The following is a 24,328-nucleotide window of genomic DNA, read 5'->3' as shown; positions in this document are numbered from 1 at the left end:
CCACCGGCGGCTATTCCTACGACGCCTACGATGTCGCCAGCAGCGCCACGCGCGACGCCACCGATGCCGCCGCCGAGGTCGCCAACGCGCCGAAGACGGGCGTCGCCTACATGGTCATGATCCGTTTCGACGACGGCAGCGAGTCGGCCATCCAGACCGACGATGCCAGCAAGCTGGCCGTGGGCGGTCGCGTGCGGGTGCTCGGCTCGGGCAGCAGCGCCCAGCTCATCCCGGGCGACTGAGCCCGCTCCCGCGGCGCAGGGTTACGGGTCCTGCGCGCGGCGGAAGACCACCACGTGCTGCTGCGGCAGCGAACCCACCGTCCGCTCCCAGGCGAGGCCGTGCGCCTCCGCTTCCAGGCGGATCTGGCGCTCGCTCATCTTGTGCAGGGGCTTGATCGGCACCGCGTCGTCCTCGGCGCGGTACTCGACGAACACCACCCGCCCGCCCGGCTTCAGCGCGCGGACGAGCGCATCGAGCATCTCGGCCGGGTATTCCAGCTCGTGGTAGACATCGACCATCAGGGCCAGGTCGATGCTGCCCGGCTCGAGGTTGGGGTCCCGGGCGCCGCCCAGCACCGGGACCACCTCGCCGTCCTCGACCTCGGCGGCCACCTCGCGCAGCATGGCCACCATCTCCGGTTGCACGTCGACGGCGTACACGCGGCCGCCGGGGGCGACACGGGGGGCGATCCGGCGGGTGAAGTAGCCGCTGCCGGCGCCGATGTCGGCGACCGTCATGCCGGGCGCCAGGTCCAGCGCGCGCAGCAGGCGGCTGCCGCGTTCCTCGCGCTCGCGCTCGCGCCGCTCCAGCCACTGCGCCCCCTGCCAGCCCATGATCGACGCGATCTCGCGGCCCATGTAGGCCTTGCCGATGCCATCGCGCGTCGGCTCGACCTGCGTATAGCCCGAAGGCGCGTCGGCCGGAGCGTCCTGGGCGCGGAGCGGACTCCCGGCCAGGCTCGCGCCCAGCAGGAGCGTGAACAGCATGCGTGCGGGTATCGACATGGCCAGGCCTACGCGTTCCAGGAGATCGCCAGCCTAACCGGCGACCGGCTCGCCGGGCTTCACGCGGTCGCTACCGGGCCGCGGATGCCCGTCGCCCCGCGCTCAGGGATTCGTGCGCGCGATGCGCGCGTGCACCTCGTTGACGCCCATCAGCGCGGCCGATCCGTAATACGCGTGGAACTCGGGCACCATCTCGCCCTGGGCGACCACCGGATCGGTGGCGACGATCGCCTTCGCCGCCTCGACGTCCTCGACCGCGAGGACGAACAGGCCACGCCAGCCATCGACGCCGTCCAATGGGCCGGCCAGGACCAGGGTGCCCGCGTCGGCGAGGCGCTTCATGTTGGCGAAATGTCCCTTGAACATCGCGTCGCGCGAAGCGCCCGCGGCCACCGGGGTGTCGCTGGACTTCAGGATCACCAGCACATAGCGCCGCATGCCGTACTCGTCGGCACCCAGCTTTTCGGCAAGGACGGCGTCATGGCCCGGCGGCACGGGTGGCGGAGCCGGCCCTGTGGCCAGCGCGGCCCCGGCCATGACGAGCGACATCGCCAGCACCCATCGAATACCCGATCCACGCATGTCCACGCTCTCCGGAGGCCGGCCTCCAGCATACGCCTCGCGCCCGTCCGGTCGCACGCCTTCCGCGCGCGGCGGGGCCTAGAGTTGCGACTTGAACGGCCGCACCACCTTCTCCATGAATTTCTGCCGCAACGGACGACGTCGCCAGGCGTCGTGGGTGTAGGCCCGGGTGCGTTCGAGGTCGGCCTCGTAGACCGCCGTCATCGCCTCGGCGAACGCCGTGTCGTAGAGGTTGAGGTTGGCCTCGTCGTTGAGGCGGAAGGAACGCATGTCGAAATTGGTCGAACCCACCGACACCAGGGCACGATCGACGATGAGCATCTTGTTGTGGAACATCGTCGGCCGGTATTCGTGGATCTCCACGCCGGCCAGCAGCAGTTCGCCCCAGGCGGCCCTGGACGCGATGCGCACGACCTTCGAGTCGATATGTTCGCCCGGCACCGTGATGCGCACGCGCACCCCGCGCGCGCGCGCCGCGACGATGGCCTCGACGGCCAGCGGGTCAGGGACGAAGTAGGCCGCCTGGAGGTCGATGCTGTGCTCGGCGGCGGCAATCGCCATCAGGTACATGATGTGCATGCTCTCCGCGCCCCCGGCCGGCGAGGCAACGAACAGGTGCGCGTGGGTATCGCCGAGGGGATGCAGTTCGGGGAAGAAGTCCTCGCCGTTGAGCACCTGGCCGGTGGTCTTGATCCAGTTGTCGTTGAAGGCGGTCTGCATCTGCGCGACGACCGGGCCCTCCACGCGGAAATGCATGTCGCGCCAGTGCTCCGGGTCCTGCGCGTCGCCTTCCCACGGATCCGCTATCCCGACGCCGCCGGTAAAGCCCAACCTGCCGTCCACCACCAGCAGCTTGCGGTGGGTGCGGTTGTTCATGCGGCCGAAGTTGTACCAGTTCAGCGGCCGGTAGCGGACCAGGTGGACGCCCGCGGCTTCCATGCGCTCGAGCAGGGCCTGGTCCATCTTGGCGCTGCCCACCCAGTCGATCAGCATGTGTACCCTGACCCCCGCCCGCGCGCGCTCTGAAAGCGCCTCGGCGAACACCCGGCCGATCTCGCCCGACCAGTAGATGTAGGTCTCGAACGTGATCGTCGTGCGGGCACTGCGGATGGCCTCCAGCATCGCGGGGAAGATCTCCGCGCCGTTGCGGAGCGCCACCACGCGGTTGCCGGGGAGGATGGCGGGGCCGAGCATGACGCCCATCTCGCGCAGGAACTGCGGCGATTCCACGGGACACTGGTGCGCGAGCGTGTAGCGGACCTGCTTGTCGGGGGCGGAGAAGATCATCCGGTGGCGTGCTCCGGTCGGGGCGATCGGGAACTCACCCATGGCGTTGCGGGCCGGCCACGAGGCGCGGGCGAGCGCTCGAGCATCGACGGTCGGGCGTGGTGCGGACGTGAACCGCGCCAGGGGGTGCTGCCGGGCAGGTATCGCCCAGGTGTCGCCGGGGCGCGCGCGGCAGGCGCGAATGAACGCCGGCCCTACGCATTCACGCCGCCACCCCAAGGCCTTCACTCGCGGCACGCGACACTCCTCGCCCGCCCCCCGCAATGGAGTTCGCATGGCCAGCCGCAAGAAGCCCGCCCCCGCCCCACGGTCCACGGCCGGACGCAAGGACGCGCCGCGACGCGGCATCGGCGGCGAACCGCAGCACCAGGCCGGTGGCGCGCATCCGACGATGACCACCGCCCAGGGCATCCCGGTCCCCGACAACCAGAACTCGCTGCGTGCCTCGCCGCGCGGCCCCGGCCTGCTGGAGGACTTCATCCTCCGCGAGAAGATCACCCACTTCGACCATGAACGCATTCCCGAACGCATCGTGCATGCGCGCGGCAGCGCGGCCCACGGCTACTTCGAGCTGACGCGCTCGTTGTCGAAGCACACCACCGCCAAGGTGCTGACCGAGAAGGGCAAGCGCACGCCGGTGTTCTGCCGCTTCTCCACCGTCGCCGGCGGCGCGGGCTCGGTCGACACGCCGCGCGACGTGCGCGGCTTCGCGGTGAAGTTCTACACCGACGAAGGCAACTGGGACCTGGTCGGCAACAACATCCCGGTGTTCTTCATCCAGGACGCGATGAAGTTCCCCGACCTCATCCATGCGGTGAAGATGGAGCCCGACCGCGGCTGGCCGCAGGCCGGCAGCGCGCACGACACGTTCTGGGACTTCGTCTCGCTGATGCCCGAGAGCATGCACATGGTCGCCTGGGCGATGAGCGACCGCGCCATCCCGCGCAGCCTGCGGATGATCGAGGGCTTCGGCATCCATTCCTTCCGGCTGGTCGACGCCGAGGGCGGCTCGACCTTCGTCAAGTTCCACTGGCGACCGAAGCTGGGCCTGCAATCCACCCTGTGGGACGAGGCGCTGAAGCTGCAGGCCGCCGACAACGACTTCCACCGCCGCGACCTGTGGGAAGCCATCGACCGCGGCGACTTCCCGGAATGGGAACTGGCCGTGCAGTTGTTCACCGAGGAGGACGCCGAGCGCTTCCCGTTCGACCACCTCGACCCGACCAAGCTCATCCCCGAGGAAATCGTGCCGCTCACCGTCATCGGGCGCATGGTGCTCGACCGTAACCCCGACAACGTGTTCGCCGAGACCGAGCAGGTGGCCTACTGCCCGGCCAACGTCGTGCCCGGCATCGATTTCAGCAACGACCCGCTGCTGCAGGGCCGCCTGTTCTCCTATCTCGACACCCAGCTCAAGCGGTTGGGCGGCCCCAACTTCCACCAGATCCCGGTCAACGCGCCCAAGTGCCCCTTCGCGCACCACCAGCGCGATGGCCACATGCAGATGGAAGTCCCTCGCGGCCGCGTCGCCTACGAGCCGCAAAGCCTCGACCCGGAGGGCCCGAGGGCCAGCGAGGCGCGCGGCTTCCGCTCGTTCGCCGAACGCGCACCGGACGATGCCCGCAAGGGACGCGTGCGGCCGGCCAGCTTCGCCGACCACTACAGCCAGGCGCGGATGTTCTACCGCAGCCAGAGCGCCATCGAGCAGGACCACATGGCGGCGGCCTATACCTTCGAACTGTCGAAGGTCGGCACGCCGCACGTGCGCGAGGCGATCGTCGGCCACCTCCGCCACGTCGACGAGGCGCTGGCGCAACGCGTCGCCGATGGCCTTGGCATGGACGCGCTGCCGGCCGCGCCCGATCCGGCGGCGCCCATCCTCGACCTGGAACCGTCCCCCGCCCTGCGCATCATCGATCGCATGAAGGACACCCTGAAGGGCCGTTCGATCGCGATCCTGGTGGCCGAGGGCAGTGACCGCGCGCAACTCAAGGCGCTCAAGCGCGGCGTCGAGAAGGCCGGCGCGCACGTCACCGTGGTCGCGCCGAAACTGCGCATCCGCCTTGCCGACGGCAAGGCCATGGACGCCGATGCCCAACTGGCGGGCACGCCCTCGGCGATGTTCGACGCGGTCGCCAGCGTCCTCGACCCCGACGAGGCCGCGCGCCTGGCCCGTGATCCGGGTGCGGTGGACTGGTTCCGCGATGCCTTCAACCACCTCAAGGCCATCGCCGCATGCGGCGGGACCCGCAAGCACCTGTTCGCGGCCGCGAAGATCAAGGCCGATGCGGGCGTCGTCGAGCCGGCGGATGTCGCGGGCTTCGTCGACGCGGCCAAGGGCCGCTTCTGGAAGCGCAGCGCCAAACAGGGGTAAGCCCACGCCCGGCCTGGAATCGCTCCGCGCATTCCAGGCCGGACGCGTCGCGATTCGCCGTCACGGGCCGCTGTGTCCGATGGGCGGTGCCGCCGGCTGCAGGCGGGCGCTGCAGCGTCGACCGATCGTCCGTTCCTGACCGGAAGTCGGCGTCCTCGCGCCTTGCCGGGCGCGCCAGGTCCTTCGATGGCCCCTTGTGTTCCCTGGGATCAACCACGGGGACGGGTGCCCCTGGCATCGTGGGGTGCCCGTTCGACAGTGCGGCAAATGGCGTCCGGCCCGATGCATGCGGACGTGGACCAGCTGTCGAATCCGCATGCGCAGGATCGTCGACCCCATGCCGGCCGCGATCGGTCGCGTGAGCCGCGACCGCGCGCCGGCCTCGACAGGAGAACACCATGCTCCAGGACCATCCCATCCACGCATATCTCCCCGCCCGCGATGTCGCGCGTGCACGGCACTTCTACGAGCAGGTCCTCGGCCTCGTACCGGGCGCCGAGCTGGAAGGGGGCGTCACCTACGTCTTCGGCGGCGGGACCTCCGCGTTCCTGTATCCGACCGGCAATGCCGGCACCTCGCTCGCGAGCCAGGCATTCTGGGAAGTCGACGACATCGAGCGCGAGGTTGCAGCGCTCAAACAGCGCGGCGTGCGCTTCGAGCACTACGACATGCCCGACATGGAGTGGGAGGGCGAGATCGGCAGCGGCGGCGGCGCCCGCGCGGCCTGGTTCAAGGACAGCGAAGGCAACATCCTGGCGATCATCCAGCCCGTCTGACGCCATGGGCCGCGGGGCTCGCCGTCGACCTCCGCGCGAGGGCCTGCGGCGCGTGCGGCCCACCGGGGCGGCCCCGGGCCCCGTACCGCAGCCTGCACGGGGCTGCGGGGCTGCGGCTTTACTGCGCCTCGGGCGCGGCCATGTCCGAACGGTGCTGGGTGATCTCCGCTTCCGTCAGCGTGCCGTCGCCATCAGCATCGGCGACCGGGAAGTGCTCGTACAGCATGTCCGTCGGCGCCAGCTCGTCCTGGGTCACGCCGCCATCCATGTTCGCGTCCAGCTCGGCGAAGCTTTTCTCCATGGGCGGCGGCGCATCCATGCCGTCCGCCGGCGTCATGTCACCCGGGACCGGTTCCGTGGCGTCGGTGACCGGCGGCGGCGCCATCGTGTCGGCCTCGGATACGGCGTCGGGCGCCATGACGTCGGCTTCGGTGTCGGTGTCCGGCGTACACGCCGACAGCAGGGCCATGCCCGGGACCAGCATGGCAAGAAGCAGTTTTGATCGGGTGTTCATCAGGATTCTCCAGGGTTGCGCGGACGGCGTGTCCGCTCCAGAGGCCACGGAGCACGCTCGATGCGCGCCGTTTCATCCTCTGTGCCCGAGACTCACGACGACGCGGTAAACAAGGGGTGATGGAATCGTTCCAAACCCGCGTCCGCGTCACATTTGCGCGGAGGACCACGCCATCGGTGGGGCTGGCGTTCACGGAGTACGCCGCCAGGTGAAGGCCACGGGCATGGGCGCCGATCGAATGACGGCACCTTCGGGACGGCCGCAGTCGTCGCCCCGAGCACGACACCCCGGCAGACAAGGCCTGCCGGGGTGTCCAGACTTCAAGCGTCGCTCGCTCGTGGCCGGTCGGAGTATTTCTCGTGCAGCTCGACGGGCGCGACCTTGCGAGCCGAGCGCTTGCGGATCCAGAGGTTGATCAACTCCACGAACACCGAGAACGCCATCGCGGCATAGATGTAGCCCTTCGGGATGTGCTGCCCGAAGCCATCGGCGATCAACACCAGGCCGATCATGATCAGGAAGCTCAATGCCAGCACCTTGACCGTGGGATGCCGCTCGACGAAGTCGCCGATCGGCTTGGCGAACATCAGCATGAATGCGATCGAGATCAGGATGGCGGTCACCATGACCCAACGCTCGTCGACCATGCCCACCGCGGTGATGATCGAATCCAGCGAGAACACGATGTCGAGCACCATGATCTGCGCGATCACGCCACCGAAGGTGGCGGTCGCCGCTCCGACGCTGACGTGCTCGGTCGCTCCCTCCAGTTTCTGGTGGATCTCGTGCGTCGCCTTGCCGATCAGGAACAGGCCACCGCCGATCAGGATCAGGTCCCGCCAGGAAAAGGCATGGCCCCAAAGGGTGAACAAGGGCGCGGTCAATCCAATGATCCAGGCGATCGCGAACAACAGGCACAGCCGGGTCACGGCCGCCAGGGCGATGCCCACGCGCCGGGCGGTATCGCGCCGCTCGGGTGGCAGTTTGCCCGCCAGGATCGAGATGAAGATGATGTTGTCGATGCCGAGCACGAGCTCGAGCGCGGTCAGCGTGGCAAGTGCGATCCAGATTTCGGGGTTGGCGAGGGCTTCCATGGACGGGCTCTTCGTTTGACTGCACGGATCCCGGGCGCGACACGCAGGTCGCGCTGCAGGGTGGGCCAGGGACAGAGGCATCGAACGGGCATGCCTTCGCCGTGGTACGGCGAAGGTCTTGCTCGCAGACCCGCCAGCGATGACGGGCTTGCTGCTGCACCGGAGCCGGAAAGGCTCGTAATGACGGCGACAGCGATTGGGAGCTACTCCCCTTCAGCGCGCGATGCTAGCACGCGTGGATGTGAGGCGGTCGTCGACGATGTCGGAGCGGTCGCAGTCGTGGCCTACCTCCGGAGCGCGAGGGCGCGGCCGCGTGCCTATCGATTCCGGCGCGTGGCGTTGTCCGGGTCGCGATGCCCGTCGGGAGTCGACGCCGGCGCTTCCTTCCGGGCGTCCCGACCGGTCCAGGGCGCCAGCAGGCCCAGCCACCGGGCGCGCCAGGCCAGCACCATCGCGACCGAGACGGCCCCGACGGCAAGCGCCATCACCCAGACCAGCACCGCCATCGTGGCGTGGTCCACCTGCAGGCAAAGGACGAGCGCGAGCACCAGCGCCGTGGTGCCCATCGCCCGCAGCGTGCGCGCCGCCTTCGCGCCGGCGGGTCGGCCCCACGCCTGGCGCGCGTGCACGTCCATCGCCAGGGCCAACCAGCCCATGCCGACCACACAGGCCGACAAGGCAAGCGCCAGCAAGCACTCAGACACGCGCGGGCTCCCCGCCGGCGACGGCTTCGCTGGCACGCTCGGCGGAACGTTGCAGCCGACGCCCCGCGAGCGTCGCCAGCAGCGCCGTGGCCAGCAGGGCGAGGTCCACCCCGGCGACCGGCCAGTAGCCGGCGCCCAGGGTGCGCAGCAGGTGGTCGCCGGTGCCCGTCCAGTTCAGCAGCACCGCGGCGATGGCCAGGGCGGCCACGGCCCGGCATTGCTCGCGCCAGGCCGGGTTCGGGCGCCCCGCCGCGACCGGTGCACTGCGCCAGCCCGCGTGCAGCAGCGCCAGCAACCAGCTTCCCCAGAACGCCAGGCGTTCCCAGTCGCCGCGCGCCGGCAGGTCGTCGGGCAAGAGCCGGTTGGCGACGAGGATCGCCAGCGTCGCCAGGAGCATGCCCGTCACCGCGGCGACCGCGAGCGCATCGACGACGCGTGCGCCCTGGTGTCCCTGCTTCGCATGCTGGCGCTTGCGCTTCTCGACGAAGAACACGAAGCCGGTGGCGATGCAGACCGCGCCCGCCAGGCCGCCGAACACATACAGCCAGCGCAGCAACCAGTGGCGGAAGTGCTGCAGGTGCAGCCCGGTCAGGAATTCGCTGGCCCGGGCCACCGCCGTCGCCGGCGGATCCTCGTGGAGCAATTCGCCGGTCGAGGCCCTGAAGTGGATGGCCTGCCCGACCAGGGCGATGCGGTCGGTGCCGGCGCGGTAGACGCTGACATGGCCGTTGGCGTCGCCCACGTGCTGCAGCACCAGGAAGCCGACGTCACCGGCCATGCCGCGCGCCTGCCAGCGTCGGCGCGCCTCGGCGACCATGGCGTCCACGTCGGCCAGCCCCGCGGGCACGCCGGCGCGCAGGTGCGGCAAACCGGTCTGGCGGGCCTCGAGGTCCGCGTGCAGGTCATGCAGCTCATGCAACTGCGTGTGGCCGACGGGGAAGTAGTAGGCCGCGGCGAAGATGAGCAGGCCGGTGAAGGCAAAGAAGAAGTGGAACGGCAGCGCGACGACACCGGTCAGGTTGTGCAGGTCCAGCACGCTGCGCAACCGGGCCTTGCCCGGGCGGAAGGTGAACCACTCGCGGAACAGCCTCCGGTGCATGACCACGCCGCTGGCGAGTGCGGCCAGCATCACCAGCGCGGACAGTCCGACGATCCAGATCCCGAGGTTCTTCCAGTCCAGCGTCAGGCTGTAGTGCATCGGGTAGAAGAAGCCGCTGCCGATCTTCAGGCGGTCGTCCGGCAGGGGCGTGCCGTCGCGCGGATCGATGGTGCCGTAGGCCCAGATCGCCTCCTCGGGATCCTTCGCGTTGGGCACCTGGTAGCCGGCATAGAGGGCGAGCACCGGATCGCGATGGGTGGTGTAGGCGCTCCAGCTCACCACGGTGTCGTAGCGCTCGGGCATGGGGCCATCCACGCGTGGCGCCATCGCCGCCACGGCCGCTGGCGCCGGCTGCATGCGCTCGAAGGCCGGCCGCAGCACCGCGTCGAAGGCGGGCATCGCTTGCGGCTCGAAACGGGTCGAGGGAATCGACCAACGATCGATTTCGCGGTCGAACACCGACAGCGCGCCGAAGAAGAACGCGGCCATCAGGACGAAACCGAGCACGAGGCCGAACCAGGTGTGCAACCACGCCATCGCCTGGCGGACGCCCTGGAACGCAGGCGCGGCGGCACTCACGCGAGCACCGCCTGGACCGTGGACGCGAGCGCGGACATCGCCAACGCCGTCGCGACCAGCCCCGCCGCGAACCGGACCGGCCGGGGCGTCGCGATGGCCCACAGGAACACCGCGACGAAGCCCAGCAATCCGAGCGCACTGGCCAGGAACTCGGCATCGTGGAAGCCCATGCCGGCGGCGAACAACGTCGCCGCGGTCGCAGCGATGAAGCCCCATGCAAAGGCATAGCCGCCCAGCAGCGCCGTCGCGACGCGCAACACCACGCGTCGGGCGGAACGTGGGCCGGGCGCGCTTGCGATGCGCGCGGCGGCGGTCGTGTCCATGGGCATGGCGTCCCGGCGCCTCAGAAGCGGTAGCGGAGGGTGGCGTTGACGCTGCGCGGCGCGCCAAAGGTCAGCGCGTTGTACGCGGAAAACATGCCGAAGTGCGATTCGTCCAGCAGGTTGTCGACGTTCAGCTGCAGGGCGACGTTGTCGCTGAGCGCATAACGCGCCATGACGTTGACCAGGGCGAAGGCCGCCTGCTCGATGCGTCCGTCCGAGCCCCCGGGCAGGGCGGGATCGATCGTGTAGGTCCGGCTCTCCCAGCTCGCGCCACCGCCGAGGGTCAGCGCGCGCCACGCCCCCGGCAGGCGCCAGGTGGTGAACACGCGCAGCAGCTTTCGCGGGTAGATCGTGTTGAAGGCGTCGCCATTGGCGTCCTCGGCCTCGAACTGGCTGTACCCGGCGCTGGCGTTCCAGCCGGGCAGGATCTCGCCGGCGAGGTCGATCTCGAAGCCGTCGCTGGTCGCACCCTCGGCGGCGCGGTAGTAGACCTCCGGGCCATTGCCGCGGTCCACCACGCCGGCCTCCTGCGCCAGGTTGTCCTGTTCGATGCGGAACAGCGCGGCCGACGCGTACAGGCGGCCGCCGGCGAGTTCTGCCTTCAGTCCGACTTCGGCACTCTTGCCGATGACGGGATCGAGCAGGTCGCCCTCCAGGTCGCGTGCGTCCTGTGGCCGGAAGATGTCGGTGTAGCTCGCATAGGCCGACCAGGCCGGGCTGAAGTCCCAGACCACGCCGGCATACGGCGTGACTTCATGGTCGACATCGACCTGATGCGGCGCGGTCCACAGGCCTTCGCCGGTGCGGGTGTAGTCGGTCACGCGCGCACCGGTGACCAGCGAGACCGGCGCGCCCAGCGACCAGCGCGCGACCGCGTACAGCGCGTCCTGGCGCGTGTGGCCGTTCTCGTAGCGATACGGGGCGCCCCAGGCCGGCTCGGGGTAGTTGCCATCCCAGTCGTCGAAGTCGCCGACCTCGGGATACGGCCAGGGCGCGTCGCGGCTGTCGGCGATGAAGTCGTTGTCCGAGTACAGCAGGCCGGCGGCGAACTCATGCTCGCGCCCGCCCAGGGTAAAGGGGCCGTCCAGGTGCAGGCCCACGTCGTCCTGGCGGGTCGCGGTGATGTAGGCGCCCGGGAACGCGGTCAGGCCGGTGCCGTCCTCGACGAGCGGGCCGGACAGGTACAGCAGGAAAGAGTCGGCATCGCGTTTGCCACGGCTGGCATCGGCGCGCACGCGCCAGCCATTCGCGAAACGGTGCTCGAGGCGGGCGTACGCGTTCGTGTAGGCGGTATCCCAGCGCGTCCACTTCGCCGCCGTGGTGTCGGAGCGGTCCCACGGAATGACGCGCCCGCTGTCGGCGTAGCGGTAGGGCAGTCCGCCCCACATCGGCCCATTGCTGCGGGTTTCCTGTTCGCTGACGCCGAGGGTCAGCCGCGTCGATGGCGTGAGGTCCGCCTCGAGGGTGGCAAACAGGGTCGAGGACTGGTCGTCCGCATGACGCAGCCAGCTCCCGCCCTGCGCGAACTCGCCCGACGCGCGCACGCGCACGCTGCCGGAGGCGTTGAGGGGCGCGGCGACATCGCCGTACATGCGCTGGCGATCCCAGCTGCCCACGCCCAGCTCGACGTTGCCGGTCAGCTCGCGGCTGTCGGCGCGCTTGCGGATCAGATTGATCGCCGCCGACGGATCGCCGGCGCCGGTCATCAGGCCGGTGGCGCCGCGCACGACCTCCACGCGATCGTAGGCCGCCAGGCTGGTCTGCACTTCGCCCGAGCTCCAGGCCGCTTCCCACGTCGTGGGCACGCCGTCGACCTGCAGGTGGGTGATGTCGAAGCCGCGCGCGGTGAAGCCGGCGCGATGGGTCTCGTACTGGTTCACCGATACGCCGGTGGTGTTGGCGACCACGTCGGTCACCGTTTCCAGGCCCTCGTCCTCGATGCGCTGTCGGGTCACCACGGTGATCGACTGCGGGGTCTCGCGTGCGCTGAGGACCAGGCCTGCGCTGGTGGCCGAGGCGTCGGGGCGATAGTCGCTGGCCCGCTGGGCCACGACCTCGACGGCATCCAGGTCGGTGGCGCTCACCCGTCCGTCCGGCGCGGCCTCCGCGGCGTGCAGGGGCGAGGCGAGGCCAACGCAGGCGAGGCCCGCCAGCACGAGGCGCACGGCATGGGTGCTGGCGCGGAGGGCAGGAAGGCGGGCGGCGCGGCGAGCGGGGGTGAGACGGGTGTTCACGTGGGAAAGACTCCGGATACGGCAGGTGCAGGGCGAGGGGAGCGGCCGCCGGGCGTGACTGCGCGGGCCCCGTGGGGGGCCAGGCGACGAAGGGCGGGGTCGAGGGACCGGCGGCTGGCTGACGGCTTGCCCACCGGGTGACAACGGCGTCTATTAAACGCGAATAGCTCTCATTCGCGCAAGGGCCAGGGTCCGGGTGGGGATTCTCGTACTGGCATCGTGGCGGCAGCCCCCGACCCGGACGAGGCAAGGCCCATTCCGTGACGCAGGACCGACCGGGTGTTGCGCGCCTTGCGGCGATCCCTATGCTTTGTCCATCGCATACAGGATCCCGCCATGCCGCGACCGGCGAAACCGGACAACGAGGCCGCCCGGCTGAAGGCGCTGCACAGCCACCAGATCCTCGACACCGCTGCCGAGTCCTCGTTCGACGACCTGGTCACCATTGCCGCGGCCATCTGCGGCATGCCGATGGGCGCGGTCAGCCTGGTCGACGCCGAGCGCCAGTGGTTCAAGGCGCGGATCGGTCTGGACGAGACGGAGACCTCGCGCGATGTCGCCTTCTGCGCGCACGCGATCCTCGATCCGCACGAGGTCATGATCGTGCCCGACGCCCGCGACGACGACCGCTTCCGCGACAACCCCGTGGTGACCGGCTCGCCGGGAATCCGCTTCTACGCCGGCGCGCCGCTCGTCGACGTCGATGGCATGGCGCTGGGCTCCCTGTGCGTCATGGACCACGAACCGCGTGACCTGGCGCCTTACCAGCGCGAGGCGCTGAACGCGCTGTCGCGACAGGTCTCGGCCCTGCTCGAGCTGCGCCGGGTCTCGCGCGCCCTGCGCCTGCAGTTGCAGGAGCGCGAATGGTACGAGGACCAGCTGTCGCGCTTCAGCGATGAGCTCGAACTGCAGAACGCCGACCTCAACGAGCAGGTGCGCCTGGACCCACTGACCCGCCTGCCCAACCGCCGCGCCTTGGGCGCCGCGCTCGAGCAGACGCTTGCCGACGGCCAGCCGTTCTGCCTGGCGCTGCTCGACATCGACCACTTCAAGACCGTCAACGACACCCACGGCCACGCCGCCGGCGACGAGGTGCTGGTGCAGGTCGCCGACGTGCTGCGCGCCACCAGCGCCGGGTTCGGCCTGGTCAGCCGGCACGGCGGCGAGGAGTTCGCCTGGCTGCTGCCGGAGGCCGACCTGGAACGCGCGCGCATCCAGTGCGAATACCTGCGCGAGGCGGTCGCCTTCGCCTCGGAAGCCATGCCTGTCACGATCAGCGTCGGCCTCGCCCGCCGCGCGCCCGATGACACCGTCGGCGACCTCATGTCGCGCGCGGACAAGGCCCTCTACGCCGCCAAGCACGGCGGCCGCAACCGCGTCGTCAGCGGCTGAGGCCAGCCGCCACGCGCCACCGGACAGGCCGGGGGGGCGCCAGCACGCGACGGTGGGTATCGCATCCGGCTCGAACCGCCCGACGGCACCGGACTCGAACCGAGGCCCCGGGTGCGCTTCGCTTACCCGGGCTACGCGATCGGCAGACCCTACACGCCGTCATCCCAGCGAACGCTGGGATCCAGCCCTTGTTTCGACCTTGATCTCGATCATTGCCCCAAGACGATGGGCACGCAGGGGGAATGGTGCAATGCGCTTCGCTTATTGCACCCTACGGTCCTGGGCTCGAGCACCGTGGGACGGGTTGCGCGACGCAACACCCATGGCGCGGCGCGGCCGGAGACGACGCTGGCAATCGCCTATGCCGCGACCCACCCTACGGCCCACAACCTCCATGCCGTCATCCCAGCGAACGCTGGGATCCAGCCCTTGTTTCGACCTTGCTCTCGATCATTGCCCCAAGACGATGGGCGCGCAGCGGGAATGGTGCAATGCGCTTCGCTTATTGCACCCTACGGTCCAAAGCTACGACCTCGAAGCACATGTGCTCGCTTCGCTTGGCTAAGTTGGTTGCCGTTGCGATGGTTTTTGATGTTGATCTTCGCGACTTAAAGACCGCCGAGCACCGCAGAGGGCGGCGGCCGTAGAGGCGCCCTTGTCTGAGCGAAGCGAGTTTGGGCGCCGAGCCGCCGGCGTTGAGGAGCACAGGGCACCGGAGCGGCGAAGCCGATCCGGCGGGCGTCAGGAGCCAGCGATTTTGGTTCCTTTTGACAAGACAAAAGGGACTCGCACGCGGAGCGGGCGAAAGCCCTTGATCTTCCCTCTCGTCCGGCGGAAGGCCCTTCAGTTATTGCGCTCGACTAGGCATAACCCAGTTCCTCACAGCCGCGCCAGAACCTCAGCCTTCTTAAGATCAAACTCACCTTGGTCAATCAAACCAGCTTCCAGCAGCTGCTTCAGCTTCCCCAAGACCGCGACTGGATCTTCCACCAGCGTGGCCGCCTGAAGAGATGTTTCCGGAATAGCTGGCGGGGCTACCGGCACTGAAGGGGCATGCAGGACAACGCCTCCCGCAGAAGCTCGAAGCTTCTCCAACTCTACCTGCTGTCTTCTCTCGTATGCCTGTTCCTCAATGTTCTGAGCATACGAGTAAATACGTCTAGCCTGCTTCTTTGGAAGACTATCGACCTGTGCATAGCGACCATCAATTGTTCGGCAAAGAATGGTTGCTCCGACCATCTGTTCGCTCATGTGCACATCGTGCACTTCTCTCCACATGAAGTCCTGAAAGGTCATTCCGAGCATCTTTGGCCTGACTGCAATGAACCTTCGATTGGTCAGGACTATTGCGTCCGGCGTCAAATTCATCACCAGCTTCTTCTGAACTGCGATGTACTCGATTGCCTCGTCCTTTGTGAGCAACTCGGAGATTTTCGGCACTAGCTTTCTGACCGCCGCCTCATCCTGATCGTCCGTTAGAAAATCAGAGATCACCACCACAACCTCCCGAAGCCCCCATATTGCAAGACTTGGACATCACAGTGAACGAGAGCCACCCCATGCACCCCAGCTCACCCGCACTTGGAGTAGCCGCAATTGAGGCAGGTCGCGCAGCCGTCCATGATGACCAGCGCCTTGGTGCTGCACTTGTGGCACATGGTGGCCGAGGGCGGGAAGGACACGCCACCGTCGCCGGTGACCTCGACGTCCTCCTCGCGGCGCTCGGCGCGCACGCGGGGCTCGGGGAACAGCTCGCCGCTGCGGTCGTCGACGACCGGCGACGCGTCGCCGGCGACGCGGAAACCGCCGGCCGGGCTTACTTCAGAGTTTTTTTTTGAGTCCAGCGCCGCGTAGGCCGCGCGCTTCTCGGCGATCAGCGCGCGCTGCGCGTCGCTGAGCTCGGGATCCTTGATCATGCCGATCGACTTGAGGTGGTCCTCGACGATGCTGCCCAGCTCGGCGACCAGGGAGGGCATGTAGACGCCGCCGGCCTTGAAGTAACCGCCGCGCGGATCGAACACGGCCTTCATTTCCTCGACCAGGAAGGTCACGTCGCCGCCCTTGCGGAACACCGCCGACATGATGCGGGTGAGCGCGACGATCCACTGGAAGTGGTCCATGTTCTTCGAGTTGATGAAGATCTCGAAGGGCCGGCGCTGTTCGTGCTCGCTGCCGGCGTTGAGCACGATGTCGTTGATCGTCACGTACAGGGCATGCTCGAACAGCGGCGTCTTGAGCTTGTAGGTGGAGCCGATGAGGGTCTCGGGCCGCTCGATGCGCTCGTGCATCTGGATGACGTTGTCGGCGCGCGCCTGTGCGGCCTCCACGGCCTCCTGGCGCACGGCCTCGGCCCTGGCGGCCTCGGCCTGCTTGGCCTTGTCTTCCGGCGTGACGACGCTGTAGCCCTTGATTTTCTTGTCGATCTTGACGGCCATCGGCCCAACTCCTGCGGTGGTGCGTGGTGCGGTGGTGTCCCGGGTCCCCTCCCCGGCCGGGCCAGGGAGGGGTGACGCCTCGGGCGTGCTTACTTCTTCTTCGCCGTCTTCCTGGCGGCGGTCTTCTTCGGGGCCGGCTTCTTCACGGCTTTCTTCGCCGCAGCCTTCTTCGGCGCCGCCTTCTTCACGGCTTTCTTCGCCGTGGCCTTCTTCGGGGCCGCCTTCTTCACGGCTTTCTTGGCCGCGGCCTTCCTGGGCGCCGTCTTCTTCGCGGCCTTCTTGGCGGTAGCCTTCTTCGGCGCCGCCTTCTTCGCGGCCTTCTTGGCCGTGGCCTTCTTGGGCGCCGTCTTCTTCGCGGCCTTCTTGGCCGAAGCCTTCTTCGGCGCCGTCTTCTTCGCGGCCTTCTTGGCCGAAGCCTTCTTCGGCGCCGCCTTCTTCGTGGCGGTCTTCTTGCCGGCGCCCTTGGCCTTGAGGGCCGCGGCTTCCTTCTTGGCGCTGCTACTGGCGCTGGCCAGCTTCTTCTTCGCGGTGCTGACGGCCTTCTTGGCTGCCTTGCGCGCCTTGCCGGCGGTCTTGCCGGCCGACTTGCTGGCGTCCTCGGCGGCCTTCTGCGCCTTCTTGCGCGCCTTCGCGGCGGCCTTGCGGACCGACTTCACCACGTCCTCGGCCTTGTGCGAAATGGTGCCGCTCACGCTCGATGCGGTGTCCATCATGCTGTCGGCCGCCTGCGACAGGGTCGCGCTAACTCCGTTGCCGTTGCTCATGTGCCCTCCTGACGGGCGTAACTGGTTGCAATGAACCTTCTTCTGAACGGGCCGTGGCACGGGTGCGCCGCGGCCTGAGTCACAACTGCATGAAACGTCTGGAGCACCGGATCGGGACAGCACGCAGACACCGGGTTCCGAGGGCGATGCTATACCGGCCACGGACGCAATCAAGTAGTGCCGCGCGCCCGGGACCAGCGGTGTCGACGGTGGGGGCATGCCCGGCCCCCACCCGGGACGGAACGGCCGCCCCCTCCGCCGGCGACCGGTCGCGCCGGTCACCCTGGCAGGTCGCCCGACCCGTCAGAACTTGCCGTAATAGCCTTCCTTCAGCGCGTCGAACAGGTTGGCGGCGGTGTGCATCTCGCCGTCGTACTCGATCTGCTCGTTGCCCTTGACCTCGATCACCTGGCCGTCCTCGAGCTCGAAGCGGTACAGGGTGTTCTCCAGGTCGGCTTCCTTGACCAGCACGCCCTGGAAGGCGGCCGGGTTGAAGCGGAAGGTGGTGCAGCCCTTCAGGCCCTGCTTGTGGGCGTAGGTGTAGATGTCCTTGAAGTCCTCGTAGGGGTAGTCGGTCGGGACGTTCGCGGTCTTGGAGATCGAGCTGTCGACCCACTTCTGGGCGGCGGCCTGGACGTCGACGTGGGCCTTGGGCGTGATGTCGTCGGCGGCGATGAAGTAGTCCGGCAGGCGCGCGGCTTCGTCGTCGGAGAACGGCATCGCCTTCGGATTGACCAGCTCGCGGTAGGCCAGCAGCTCGAAGGAGAACACGTCGACCTTTTCCTTCGACTTCTTGCCTTCGCGGATCACGTTGCGGCTGTAGTGGTGGGCGAAGGACGGCTCGATGCCGTTGGAGGCGTTGTTGGCCAGGCTCAGCGAGATCGTGCCGGTCGGCGCGATCGAGCTGTGGTGGGTGAAGCGGCTGCCAACCTCGGCCAGCGCGTCGACCAGCTCGGGGGCGACCTCGGCCACGCGCTGCATGTAGCGGCTGTAGCGGGCATGCAGGACCTTGCCGGGGATCGTCTTGCCGACCTTCCAGCCGTCCTTCACCATCTCCGGGCGCTTGCGCAGCATCTCGGCGGTGACCTCGAAGTTCTCGACCATGATCGGGGCCGGGCCCTTCTCGCGGGCGAGCTCCAGGCCCATCTCCCAGCCGGCGACGGCCATCTCGCGGGCGATGCGCTCGGTGAACTCGCAGGAGTCCGCCTCGCCGTACTTCTTGCGCAGCATGGTCAGGGTGCTGCCCAGGCCGAGGAAGCCCATGCCGTGGCGGCGCTTGCGCATGATCTCGTCGCGCTGCTGCTGCAACGGCAGGCCATTGATCTCGACCACGTTGTCGAGCATGCGGGTGAACACGCGCACGACCTCGCGGTACTCGTCCCAGTCGAACTCGGCCTTGTCGGTGAAGGCGTTGCGCACGAACTTGGTCAGGTTGACCGAGCCCAGCAGGCAGGCGCCGTACGGCGGCAGCGGCTGCTCGCCGCAGGGGTTGGTCGCGCGGATGTTCTCGCACCACCAGTTGTTGTTCATCTCGTTGACGCGGTCGATCAGGATGAAGCCCGGCTCGGCGTAGTCGTACGTCGAGACCATGATCATGTCCCACAGGTGCTGGGCGCGGATGTGGCCATAGACCTTGCAGGCGACCAGGCCGTCGTCGCGGACGATGTAGTTCTTGTGGGTCGGCCACTCGCGCCAGACGACGGCGTCGGCGTCCTCCAGGTCGACGTCGCCCTGCTCCTTGCGGTTGAGCGGGAACACCAGCGGCCAGTCGGCGTCGTTGGCGACCGCCTCCATGAAGCCGTCGGTGATCAGCAGCGACAGGTTGAACTGGCGCAGGCGCCCGTCCTCGCGCTTGGCGCGGATGAAGTCCTTCACGTCGGGGTGGGACACGTCGAAGGTGCCCATCTGCGCGCCGCGGCGACCGCCCGCCGAGGACACGGTGAAGCACATCTTGTCGTAGATATCCATGAAGGACATCGGGCCGGAGGTGTAGGCGCCGGCGCCGGCGACGAAGGCGCCGCGCGGGCGCAGGGTGCTGAACTCGTAGCCGATGCCGCAACCGGCCTTCAGGGTCAGGCCGGCCTCGTGGACCTTGTCCAGGATGCCGTCCATCGAGTCGGTGATGGTGCCCGAGACCGTGCAGTTGATGGTCGAGGTGGCCGGCTTGTGCGCCAGAGCGCCGGCGTTGGAGGTGATGCGGCCGGCGGGGATCGCCCCGCGGCGCAGCGCCCAGACGAAGCGCTCGTACCAGTACTGCTGCTTCTCGGTGTTGGGCTCGGCCTCCGACAGCGCCTTGGCCACGCGCTGGTAGGTCGCGTCGATGTCCTCGTCCACCGCCTCGCCGGTCTTGGTCTTCAGCCGGTACTTCTTGTCCCAGATGTCCAGGGACGCAGGCTGCAACTGGATATCCCTTGCCGCCGGCTTGACTGCCTCGAGGCGCACCGTACTCATGCTGTTCCTGTCTCCTCGTTCGGGCCCGGCCATGCCGTGCCTCCAGATGGTTGTGGTCTTGTCTTCCAGTATCGGTTCCCGGGGCCGCCTGTAGCCGGGGATTGCGGGGCCTGGGCCCCCTGCGGCGCATCGGCGGGAGCCGACGCACATGCCCGCAGCCGCGGTGTCCGCGCCACGGAGGATCCTGTTTTCATTACGGCGTTCGACGATGCCATTGCGCGCCACACCCCCGGAGCGGGCGTCGAGCCGACCCGAGCGCTGGGGCTTGCAAACCCTAGGCTTGGGCTCCCGCGGCGATAACAACCACAACATGTTGTGTCGCTGCGGGGGTTCAAACTACGCGCGACCCGGAAGGGTGTCAACGCCTTTCGTACCTCGATTTCGCCCCGTCGCGACGAAGTCCCGCCACGGCGGGCTTCGGCAGGGGCCGGGCACGCCCAGGCGCAATAGCGTGACGGCGGTCGCACGTGGTGTCGACCCCGACGCGGGCGCGACCGGGGCTGGCATTTCATCGCGTATTAAATGAGCATCCGCGAAACTGAACGTGAATGCGGCTCCCGGGGGGATCCCGCCGCGGAGCCGGTCGCCTGCCCTATCGTGTGTCGACCCATCGGCCGACAGCCCAACCGGTTCGCCCATGACCCAAGCCCCCAAGTCCCGCGCCACGCGCACCCTCCTCGCCCTGACCCTCGCCGCGGCCTTCGGCGGCTTCGCCGCCACCGCCCTGCGCGACGTGGTCGAGGCGCCGGCCGCCGCCATGCCGGCGCTGCCCCCGGCCACGGTCGGCGCATTGCCGACCGCGGTGGCCGGCGAACCCCTGCCGACGCTGGCGCCGATGCTGGCGCGGGTCACGCCGGCGGTGGTCAGCGTGCACACCAAGCAGCGCGTGCGGGTCAGCCCGTTCGGCAACGACCCGATGTTCCGGCGGATGTTCCCGGAGCTGACCCAGGACCGGATCAACGAGTCGCTCGGCTCGGGCGTGATCGTCGATGCGGCCAACGGCTACATCCTCACCAACCACCATGTCATCGAGGGCGCCGACGAGGTTTCGGTGACCCTGGCCGACGGCCGCACCCTGCCGGTCAACTTCGTCGGTTCCGACGCCGACACCGACATCGCCCTGATGCAGGTCAAGGCCAGCGGGCTGGACGCGGTGCCGCTGGCGACCGCCGACACGCTGCGGGTCGGGGACTTCGTGGTCGCGGTCGGCAACCCCTTCGGCATCGGGCAGACCGTGACCTCGGGCATCGTGTCGGCGGTCGGCCGCTCGGGCCTGCGCGGGCTGGGCTTCCAGAACTTCATCCAGACCGATGCCTCGATCAATCCCGGCAACTCCGGCGGAGCGCTGGTCAACCTCAATGGCGAGCTGGTGGGCATCAATACCGCGAGCTTCAACCCGCGCGGCAGCATGGCCGGCAACATCGGCCTGAGCTTCGCCATCCCCACCGGCATCGCCCGAAACATCATGGACCAGCTGATCGCCAACGACGGCGTGGTCATCCGCGGCACGCTGGGCATCGAGACCCAGGACGTCACCCCCGACCTGGCCGCGGGCCTGGGCCTGAAGGACCCGCGCGGGGCGGTCGTGACCCGCGTGTTCCGCGACTCGGCCGCCGCCGCGGCCGGCTTGCGGGTCGGCGACGTGGTGCTCGCCGCCGACGGCCAGCGCATCGACGGCCAGGACGCGCTGCGCAATTTCGAAGGGCTGCAGTCGGTCGGCCATCGCGTCGTCCTCGACATCAGCCGGGACGGCAAGCCGCTGCAGGTCACCGCGGCACTGCGCGAGCAGCCACGCAGCCTGGCCGGCGCCGACCTCGATGCCCGGCTGCAGGGCGCGGTGTTCGCCGAATTGCCCGAACGCCTGCGCCAGGCGGGCGCCAACGGCGTGATGGTGGAGTCGGTCGAAAGGGATAGCCGCGCCGCCGGCAACGGCCTGCGCAGCGGCGACGTGGTGGTGGCGGCCAACAGCGGCCAGTTCGACGATTTGCCGGGCTTCCGCGCCAGCTTCACACGGCCTCCTGCACAGTTGGTGCTCCGCATCGTGCGCGGCGGTCGTCCGTACAACGCGATGATGCGGTGATTCCGGGCCCACGCCCCGCCATTCGACGCTCCCCCAAAGAAGGAACACCCATGAGTCCCACCTCGACCGAATCGATGAAGTCCCACCTTGGCGAAGCCGGCACCCATGCCAAGGACGCCGCCAGCCATACCGCCGAGGCCGTCCGCGGCGCGACCGGCGCCGCAGCCGACGAACTGCGCCTGGGCAAGGCCAACGTCAAGGCCGACCTGGCCGACGGCGCCCTCGCCGGCCTCGCCGCCGCCGAGGAGATGGGCAGTGCCGCCAAGGAGCAGATGGATGCCTTGATGGACAAGAGCCGCGACCTGATCGACAGCGCCGCCGAGCTGGTGCGCGAGCGCCCGCTCGCCTCCTTCGGCGTGGCCTTCGCGGCGGGCTTCGTGATCGCCAAGCTCGCGCGCAGCAGCAAGTAAGCCTCGATGCAGCCCGTTCCCCCGAAGGCGACCCCACCGGTCGACAAGGGGCTGTCCGACACCGAGCGCGAAGCCCTCAAGGCCCAGGTCCGTGCCCGCGAGGCGGCGCGACGCGCCCGCCTCAAGGCCGAGGCCGAGCGCCCCGACGACGACGGCCCCGAGCCGGACGTCGTGGAGGCGCTGCAGCAGCTTGGCGCGACCAGCAAGGCCGGCGCCAAGGCCGCGCTGGACGCGACCAAGGCCTTCCGCTCGCTGGTGTCGGCGGACTTCTCGCTGGCGCGCAGCGCGCTGGGGCGGACGCTGGCGTTCACCGGGGTGGCGATCGCCTTCGGTGGGTCGGCGTGGCTGCTGTTGATGGCGGCGCTGATCGCGGTGCTCAGCGGCCCCTTCGGCATGACGATAACCGGTGCGGTGCTGGTGACCGCGATCATGAGCTGCCTGGTGACCTGGTTCGCCGGCTGGCAGGCCATGCGCTATTTCGAACACACGCGGATGCAGGCGACCCGGCGCCAGCTGGCGCGACTGGGTATCGGTGAGCTCGCCGACTTCATGCCCGAAATGGACTCGGCCCGATCGGCCCGCAGCAGCGCGCGCGACGAGCCTCCCGCCGGTCCCGACGGCAAGCCGCCACGCGACGAGCGCGGCGTCGAAGTGACACCCCCATGAGGCCGGGTCCGATGCTTCCGGCCCGCCAACAAGGCCCCGACATGCCATGAGTTTCGACAAGCTCATCAACAAGGTCCACCAGGCCGAAGATGCGGTCGAGGCCCATGAGCGCGCACTGGGCGCCGACCTGCGCCAGTTCAAGCGCTCCTGGCGCGCGATGTGGACGCCCGGGCGGATCGTGATCGCCGGCATCGTCAGCGGTTTCGCCGTCGGCCGCAGCCAGCCCCTGCACATCGCCGCCAACAGCGGCAGCATGCTGCGGGTGATCTCGACCGTCTCGACCCTGTTCGCGGGGACCGGCGCGCGCCAGGCCGCCGACGAGGCCGAGGATGCCGCCGACATGGCCGCGCATGCCGCCGCGGCCGCTGACGACACGGCGCCGCCGACCGCCGGTCAATGAGCGGCCCCGCCGGCGACACCGCATCCCCCGGCGAAGGATTGCCCGAACCCGGCCCACTGGTGCCAGGCGATGCCGGCGCGCATCCGCCGCCGCGGCCGCGCTCCTCCGCGGCGATGGTGGTGGTGGCGACGCTCGGCGTCGGCGTCGTCCTGTGGGCGGCGCAGGGACTGATACTGCCGATCCTGCTGGCGATGTTCTTCGCGCTGGTCGGCAACCCGATCATCCGTGGCCTGCGCCGGCTGTGGGTGCCGCGCTTCCTGGCCGCCCTGCTCGTGCTGCTCGGCGGCTTGAGCTTCACCGGCCTGCTGGCCACCCAGCTGATGGAACCGGCCTCGGAATGGATGCGACAGGTCCCGCGCGAGATGCGCGAGCTCGCTCCGCGCCTGCGCGAGCTGTCCAAGCCGGTGCAGGACGCCAACGAGGTCGCGGTCAACATCGCCATGGCCGCCGGTGGCGAGGACGGCAAGCGCCCGGAGGTGGTCCGCACCGAGGTCAACGACCCCTACAAATCGTTGACCGCGACGCCGAAGATGGTCGCCTCGGTGCTGGCGGTCGTGCTGTTGACGCTGTTCTTCATGGTCTACGGCGACGACCTGGTCCGCAATGCGCTGGCGCTGTTGCCCGGACGACAACAGAAGAAGGTCACCGTGGAGATCCTCAACTCCATCGAGCGCGAGATATCGCGCTACGTGCTTACCATCAGCGTGATCAACGTGGTGGTCGGCCTGGTCTTCGCCGCGGTGCTCTACCTGCTCGACGTGCCGCTCGGCGAGGCCCTGCTGTGGGGCACGATGGCGGCCCTGCTGAACTTCGCGCCCTACGTGGGGCCCCTGATCGGCATGCTGGTGATGCTGCTGATGGGCTTCGTCGCCTTCGACGAGCTGTGGCGCTCGCTGCTGCCGGCCGGCATCTACCTGGCCATCCACACGCTGGAAGGGCAGATCATCACCCCGATCATACTGGGCCAGCGCATGCGCCTCTCGCCGCTGGTGCTGATCCTGGCGCTGATGCTGATGGGCTGGCTGTGGGGCATCATCGGCCTGCTGCTGGCCGTGCCGCTGCTGGTCTGCGTCAAGCTGGTACTGGAGCGGATCGAGGGCATGGACGGCTGGGCGCGCCTGCTGGAATGATCGATGCCCACGGGCGCAGCCCCGGGC

The 24,328-nt window shown here is 68.9% G+C and carries 22 protein-coding genes; 9 read left to right on the top strand and 13 right to left on the bottom strand.

The annotated features are described in order from the left end of the window. A partial coding sequence (locus FKV25_RS16310) for a hypothetical protein (protein ID WP_425462637.1) occupies positions 1 to 242 on the top strand: 242 nt, incomplete at its 5' end. 21 nt (positions 243 to 263) lie between these two features. Here FKV25_RS16310 and FKV25_RS14520 read toward each other — a convergent pair. The 3 genes from FKV25_RS14520 to FKV25_RS14510 all read right to left on the bottom strand — a co-directional run bounded on the left by FKV25_RS14520 (position 264) and on the right by FKV25_RS14510 (position 2,876). Continuing rightward, on the bottom strand, positions 264 to 989 hold the full coding sequence (locus FKV25_RS14520) for a class I SAM-dependent methyltransferase (RefSeq protein WP_141519503.1): 726 nt from the start codon (positions 987 to 989) through the stop codon (positions 264 to 266). Between the two features lie 120 nt (positions 990 to 1,109). Beyond that, positions 1,110 to 1,589, bottom strand: coding sequence for a YciI family protein (locus FKV25_RS14515; RefSeq protein ID WP_141519502.1), 480 nt, complete (start codon positions 1,587 to 1,589; stop codon positions 1,110 to 1,112). A 78-nt stretch (positions 1,590 to 1,667) separates the two neighbouring features. Continuing rightward, positions 1,668 to 2,876, bottom strand: coding sequence for a phospholipase D-like domain-containing protein (locus FKV25_RS14510; protein ID WP_425462636.1), 1,209 nt, complete (start codon positions 2,874 to 2,876; stop codon positions 1,668 to 1,670). A gap of 391 nt (positions 2,877 to 3,267) precedes the next feature. Between FKV25_RS14510 and FKV25_RS14505 the strand changes: the two genes are divergently transcribed. Further along, entirely contained in the window at positions 3,268 to 5,250 is a 1,983-nt protein-coding gene (locus FKV25_RS14505) for a catalase (protein WP_246072107.1), read from the top strand. A 398-nt stretch (positions 5,251 to 5,648) separates the two neighbouring features. Then, entirely contained in the window at positions 5,649 to 6,026 is a 378-nt protein-coding gene (locus FKV25_RS14500) for a VOC family protein (RefSeq protein WP_141519499.1), read from the top strand. A gap of 118 nt (positions 6,027 to 6,144) precedes the next feature. Here the strand turns inward: FKV25_RS14500 and FKV25_RS14495 are convergent, their stop codons facing one another. From FKV25_RS14495 to FKV25_RS14470, 6 genes are all read right to left on the bottom strand, one after another. Further along, entirely contained in the window at positions 6,145 to 6,540 is a 396-nt protein-coding gene (locus tag FKV25_RS14495; protein ID WP_141519498.1) for an EF-hand domain-containing protein, read from the bottom strand. 320 nt (positions 6,541 to 6,860) lie between these two features. Then, on the bottom strand, positions 6,861 to 7,634 hold the full coding sequence (locus FKV25_RS14490) for a TerC family protein (protein ID WP_141519497.1): 774 nt from the start codon (positions 7,632 to 7,634) through the stop codon (positions 6,861 to 6,863). Between the two features lie 317 nt (positions 7,635 to 7,951). Next, positions 7,952 to 8,338: a DUF3325 domain-containing protein gene (locus FKV25_RS14485; protein ID WP_141519496.1), complete on the bottom strand. Its 387-nt coding sequence runs from the start codon at positions 8,336 to 8,338 to the stop codon at positions 7,952 to 7,954. Next, complete coding sequence (locus tag FKV25_RS14480) at positions 8,331 to 10,016, bottom strand: PepSY-associated TM helix domain-containing protein (RefSeq protein WP_246072105.1); 1,686 nt, start codon at positions 10,014 to 10,016, stop codon at positions 8,331 to 8,333. Before FKV25_RS14480 ends, FKV25_RS14485 begins: the two co-directional genes overlap by 8 nt. Beyond that, positions 10,013 to 10,339, bottom strand: coding sequence for an iron uptake protein (locus FKV25_RS14475; RefSeq protein WP_211345454.1), 327 nt, complete (start codon positions 10,337 to 10,339; stop codon positions 10,013 to 10,015). The genes FKV25_RS14480 and FKV25_RS14475 overlap by 4 nt, the downstream gene beginning before the upstream one ends. A 20-nt stretch (positions 10,340 to 10,359) precedes the next feature. Further along, the gene (locus FKV25_RS14470; RefSeq protein ID WP_141519495.1) at positions 10,360 to 12,573 is read right to left on the bottom strand and encodes a TonB-dependent siderophore receptor; all 2,214 of its coding nucleotides are present in this window, start codon (positions 12,571 to 12,573) and stop codon (positions 10,360 to 10,362) included. A 336-nt stretch (positions 12,574 to 12,909) separates the two neighbouring features. Between FKV25_RS14470 and FKV25_RS14465 the strand changes: the two genes are divergently transcribed. Further along, positions 12,910 to 13,965, top strand: coding sequence for a GGDEF domain-containing protein (locus FKV25_RS14465; protein WP_141519494.1), 1,056 nt, complete (start codon positions 12,910 to 12,912; stop codon positions 13,963 to 13,965). A gap of 879 nt (positions 13,966 to 14,844) precedes the next feature. On the opposite strand, the gene FKV25_RS14455 is transcribed toward FKV25_RS14465, so the two are convergent. From FKV25_RS14455 to FKV25_RS14440, 4 genes are all read right to left on the bottom strand, one after another. Next, complete coding sequence (locus tag FKV25_RS14455; RefSeq protein WP_141519493.1) at positions 14,845 to 15,465, bottom strand: PH domain-containing protein; 621 nt, start codon at positions 15,463 to 15,465, stop codon at positions 14,845 to 14,847. A 71-nt stretch (positions 15,466 to 15,536) separates the two neighbouring features. Then, positions 15,537 to 16,400 (bottom strand): TSCPD domain-containing protein, encoded by an 864-nt coding sequence (locus FKV25_RS14450; RefSeq protein ID WP_141519492.1) that lies wholly within the window; start codon positions 16,398 to 16,400, stop codon positions 15,537 to 15,539. Between the two features lie 89 nt (positions 16,401 to 16,489). Beyond that, positions 16,490 to 17,287 (bottom strand): hypothetical protein, encoded by a 798-nt coding sequence (locus FKV25_RS16305; RefSeq protein WP_170218658.1) that lies wholly within the window; start codon positions 17,285 to 17,287, stop codon positions 16,490 to 16,492. A 180-nt stretch (positions 17,288 to 17,467) separates the two neighbouring features. Next, positions 17,468 to 19,615 (bottom strand): adenosylcobalamin-dependent ribonucleoside-diphosphate reductase, encoded by a 2,148-nt coding sequence (locus tag FKV25_RS14440; RefSeq protein ID WP_141519491.1) that lies wholly within the window; start codon positions 19,613 to 19,615, stop codon positions 17,468 to 17,470. A gap of 637 nt (positions 19,616 to 20,252) precedes the next feature. On the opposite strand from FKV25_RS14440, the gene FKV25_RS14435 reads away from it, so the two are divergent. The 5 genes from FKV25_RS14435 to FKV25_RS14415 are packed head-to-tail and all read left to right on the top strand — an operon-like array spanning position 20,253 to position 24,301. Then, positions 20,253 to 21,695, top strand: coding sequence for a trypsin-like peptidase domain-containing protein (locus FKV25_RS14435; RefSeq protein ID WP_141519490.1), 1,443 nt, complete (start codon positions 20,253 to 20,255; stop codon positions 21,693 to 21,695). 50 nt (positions 21,696 to 21,745) lie between these two features. Next, entirely contained in the window at positions 21,746 to 22,105 is a 360-nt protein-coding gene (locus FKV25_RS14430) for a hypothetical protein (RefSeq protein ID WP_141519489.1), read from the top strand. A gap of 6 nt (positions 22,106 to 22,111) precedes the next feature. After that, positions 22,112 to 22,771 (top strand): phage holin family protein, encoded by a 660-nt coding sequence (locus tag FKV25_RS14425; RefSeq protein WP_141519488.1) that lies wholly within the window; start codon positions 22,112 to 22,114, stop codon positions 22,769 to 22,771. Between the two features lie 46 nt (positions 22,772 to 22,817). Beyond that, the gene (locus FKV25_RS14420) at positions 22,818 to 23,171 is read left to right on the top strand and encodes a hypothetical protein (RefSeq protein ID WP_141519487.1); all 354 of its coding nucleotides are present in this window, start codon (positions 22,818 to 22,820) and stop codon (positions 23,169 to 23,171) included. Next, a complete protein-coding gene (locus tag FKV25_RS14415; protein ID WP_141519486.1) occupies positions 23,168 to 24,301 on the top strand; it encodes an AI-2E family transporter in 1,134 nt (377 codons plus the stop codon). The genes FKV25_RS14420 and FKV25_RS14415 overlap by 4 nt, the downstream gene beginning before the upstream one ends. Positions 24,302 to 24,328: the final 27 nt, after the last annotated feature.

The sequence above is a fragment of the Marilutibacter aestuarii genome, from assembly GCF_006546775.1.
Classification (GTDB): Bacteria; Pseudomonadota; Gammaproteobacteria; order Xanthomonadales; family Xanthomonadaceae; genus Marilutibacter; species Marilutibacter aestuarii.
This window is presented reverse-complemented; position numbering and strand designations above follow the sequence as displayed.

Bases quoted from the DNA above. Each gene is read 5' to 3' on its own strand.
- FKV25_RS14520 (WP_141519503.1), bottom strand. From the start codon at position 989: ATGCTGTTCACGCTCCTGCTGGGCGCGAGCCTGGCCGGGAGTCCGCTC.
- FKV25_RS14515 (WP_141519502.1), bottom strand. From the start codon at position 1,589: ATGCGTGGATCGGGTATTCGATGGGTGCTGGCGATGTCGCTCGTCATG.
- FKV25_RS14510 (WP_425462636.1), bottom strand. From the start codon at position 2,876: ATGATCTTCTCCGCCCCCGACAAGCAGGTCCGCTACACGCTCGCGCAC.
- FKV25_RS14505 (WP_246072107.1), top strand. From the start codon at position 3,268: ATGACCACCGCCCAGGGCATCCCGGTCCCCGACAACCAGAACTCGCTG.
- FKV25_RS14500 (WP_141519499.1), top strand. From the start codon at position 5,649: ATGCTCCAGGACCATCCCATCCACGCATATCTCCCCGCCCGCGATGTC.
- FKV25_RS14495 (WP_141519498.1), bottom strand. From the start codon at position 6,540: ATGAACACCCGATCAAAACTGCTTCTTGCCATGCTGGTCCCGGGCATG.
- FKV25_RS14490 (WP_141519497.1), bottom strand. From the start codon at position 7,634: ATGGAAGCCCTCGCCAACCCCGAAATCTGGATCGCACTTGCCACGCTG.
- FKV25_RS14475 (WP_211345454.1), bottom strand. From the start codon at position 10,339: ATGGACACGACCGCCGCCGCGCGCATCGCAAGCGCGCCCGGCCCACGT.
- FKV25_RS14465 (WP_141519494.1), top strand. From the start codon at position 12,910: ATGCCGCGACCGGCGAAACCGGACAACGAGGCCGCCCGGCTGAAGGCG.
- FKV25_RS14450 (WP_141519492.1), bottom strand. From the start codon at position 16,400: ATGGCCGTCAAGATCGACAAGAAAATCAAGGGCTACAGCGTCGTCACG.
- FKV25_RS14440 (WP_141519491.1), bottom strand. From the start codon at position 19,615: ATGAGTACGGTGCGCCTCGAGGCAGTCAAGCCGGCGGCAAGGGATATC.
- FKV25_RS14435 (WP_141519490.1), top strand. From the start codon at position 20,253: ATGACCCAAGCCCCCAAGTCCCGCGCCACGCGCACCCTCCTCGCCCTG.
- FKV25_RS14430 (WP_141519489.1), top strand. From the start codon at position 21,746: ATGAGTCCCACCTCGACCGAATCGATGAAGTCCCACCTTGGCGAAGCC.
- FKV25_RS14425 (WP_141519488.1), top strand. From the start codon at position 22,112: ATGCAGCCCGTTCCCCCGAAGGCGACCCCACCGGTCGACAAGGGGCTG.
- FKV25_RS14420 (WP_141519487.1), top strand. From the start codon at position 22,818: ATGAGTTTCGACAAGCTCATCAACAAGGTCCACCAGGCCGAAGATGCG.
- FKV25_RS14415 (WP_141519486.1), top strand. From the start codon at position 23,168: ATGAGCGGCCCCGCCGGCGACACCGCATCCCCCGGCGAAGGATTGCCC.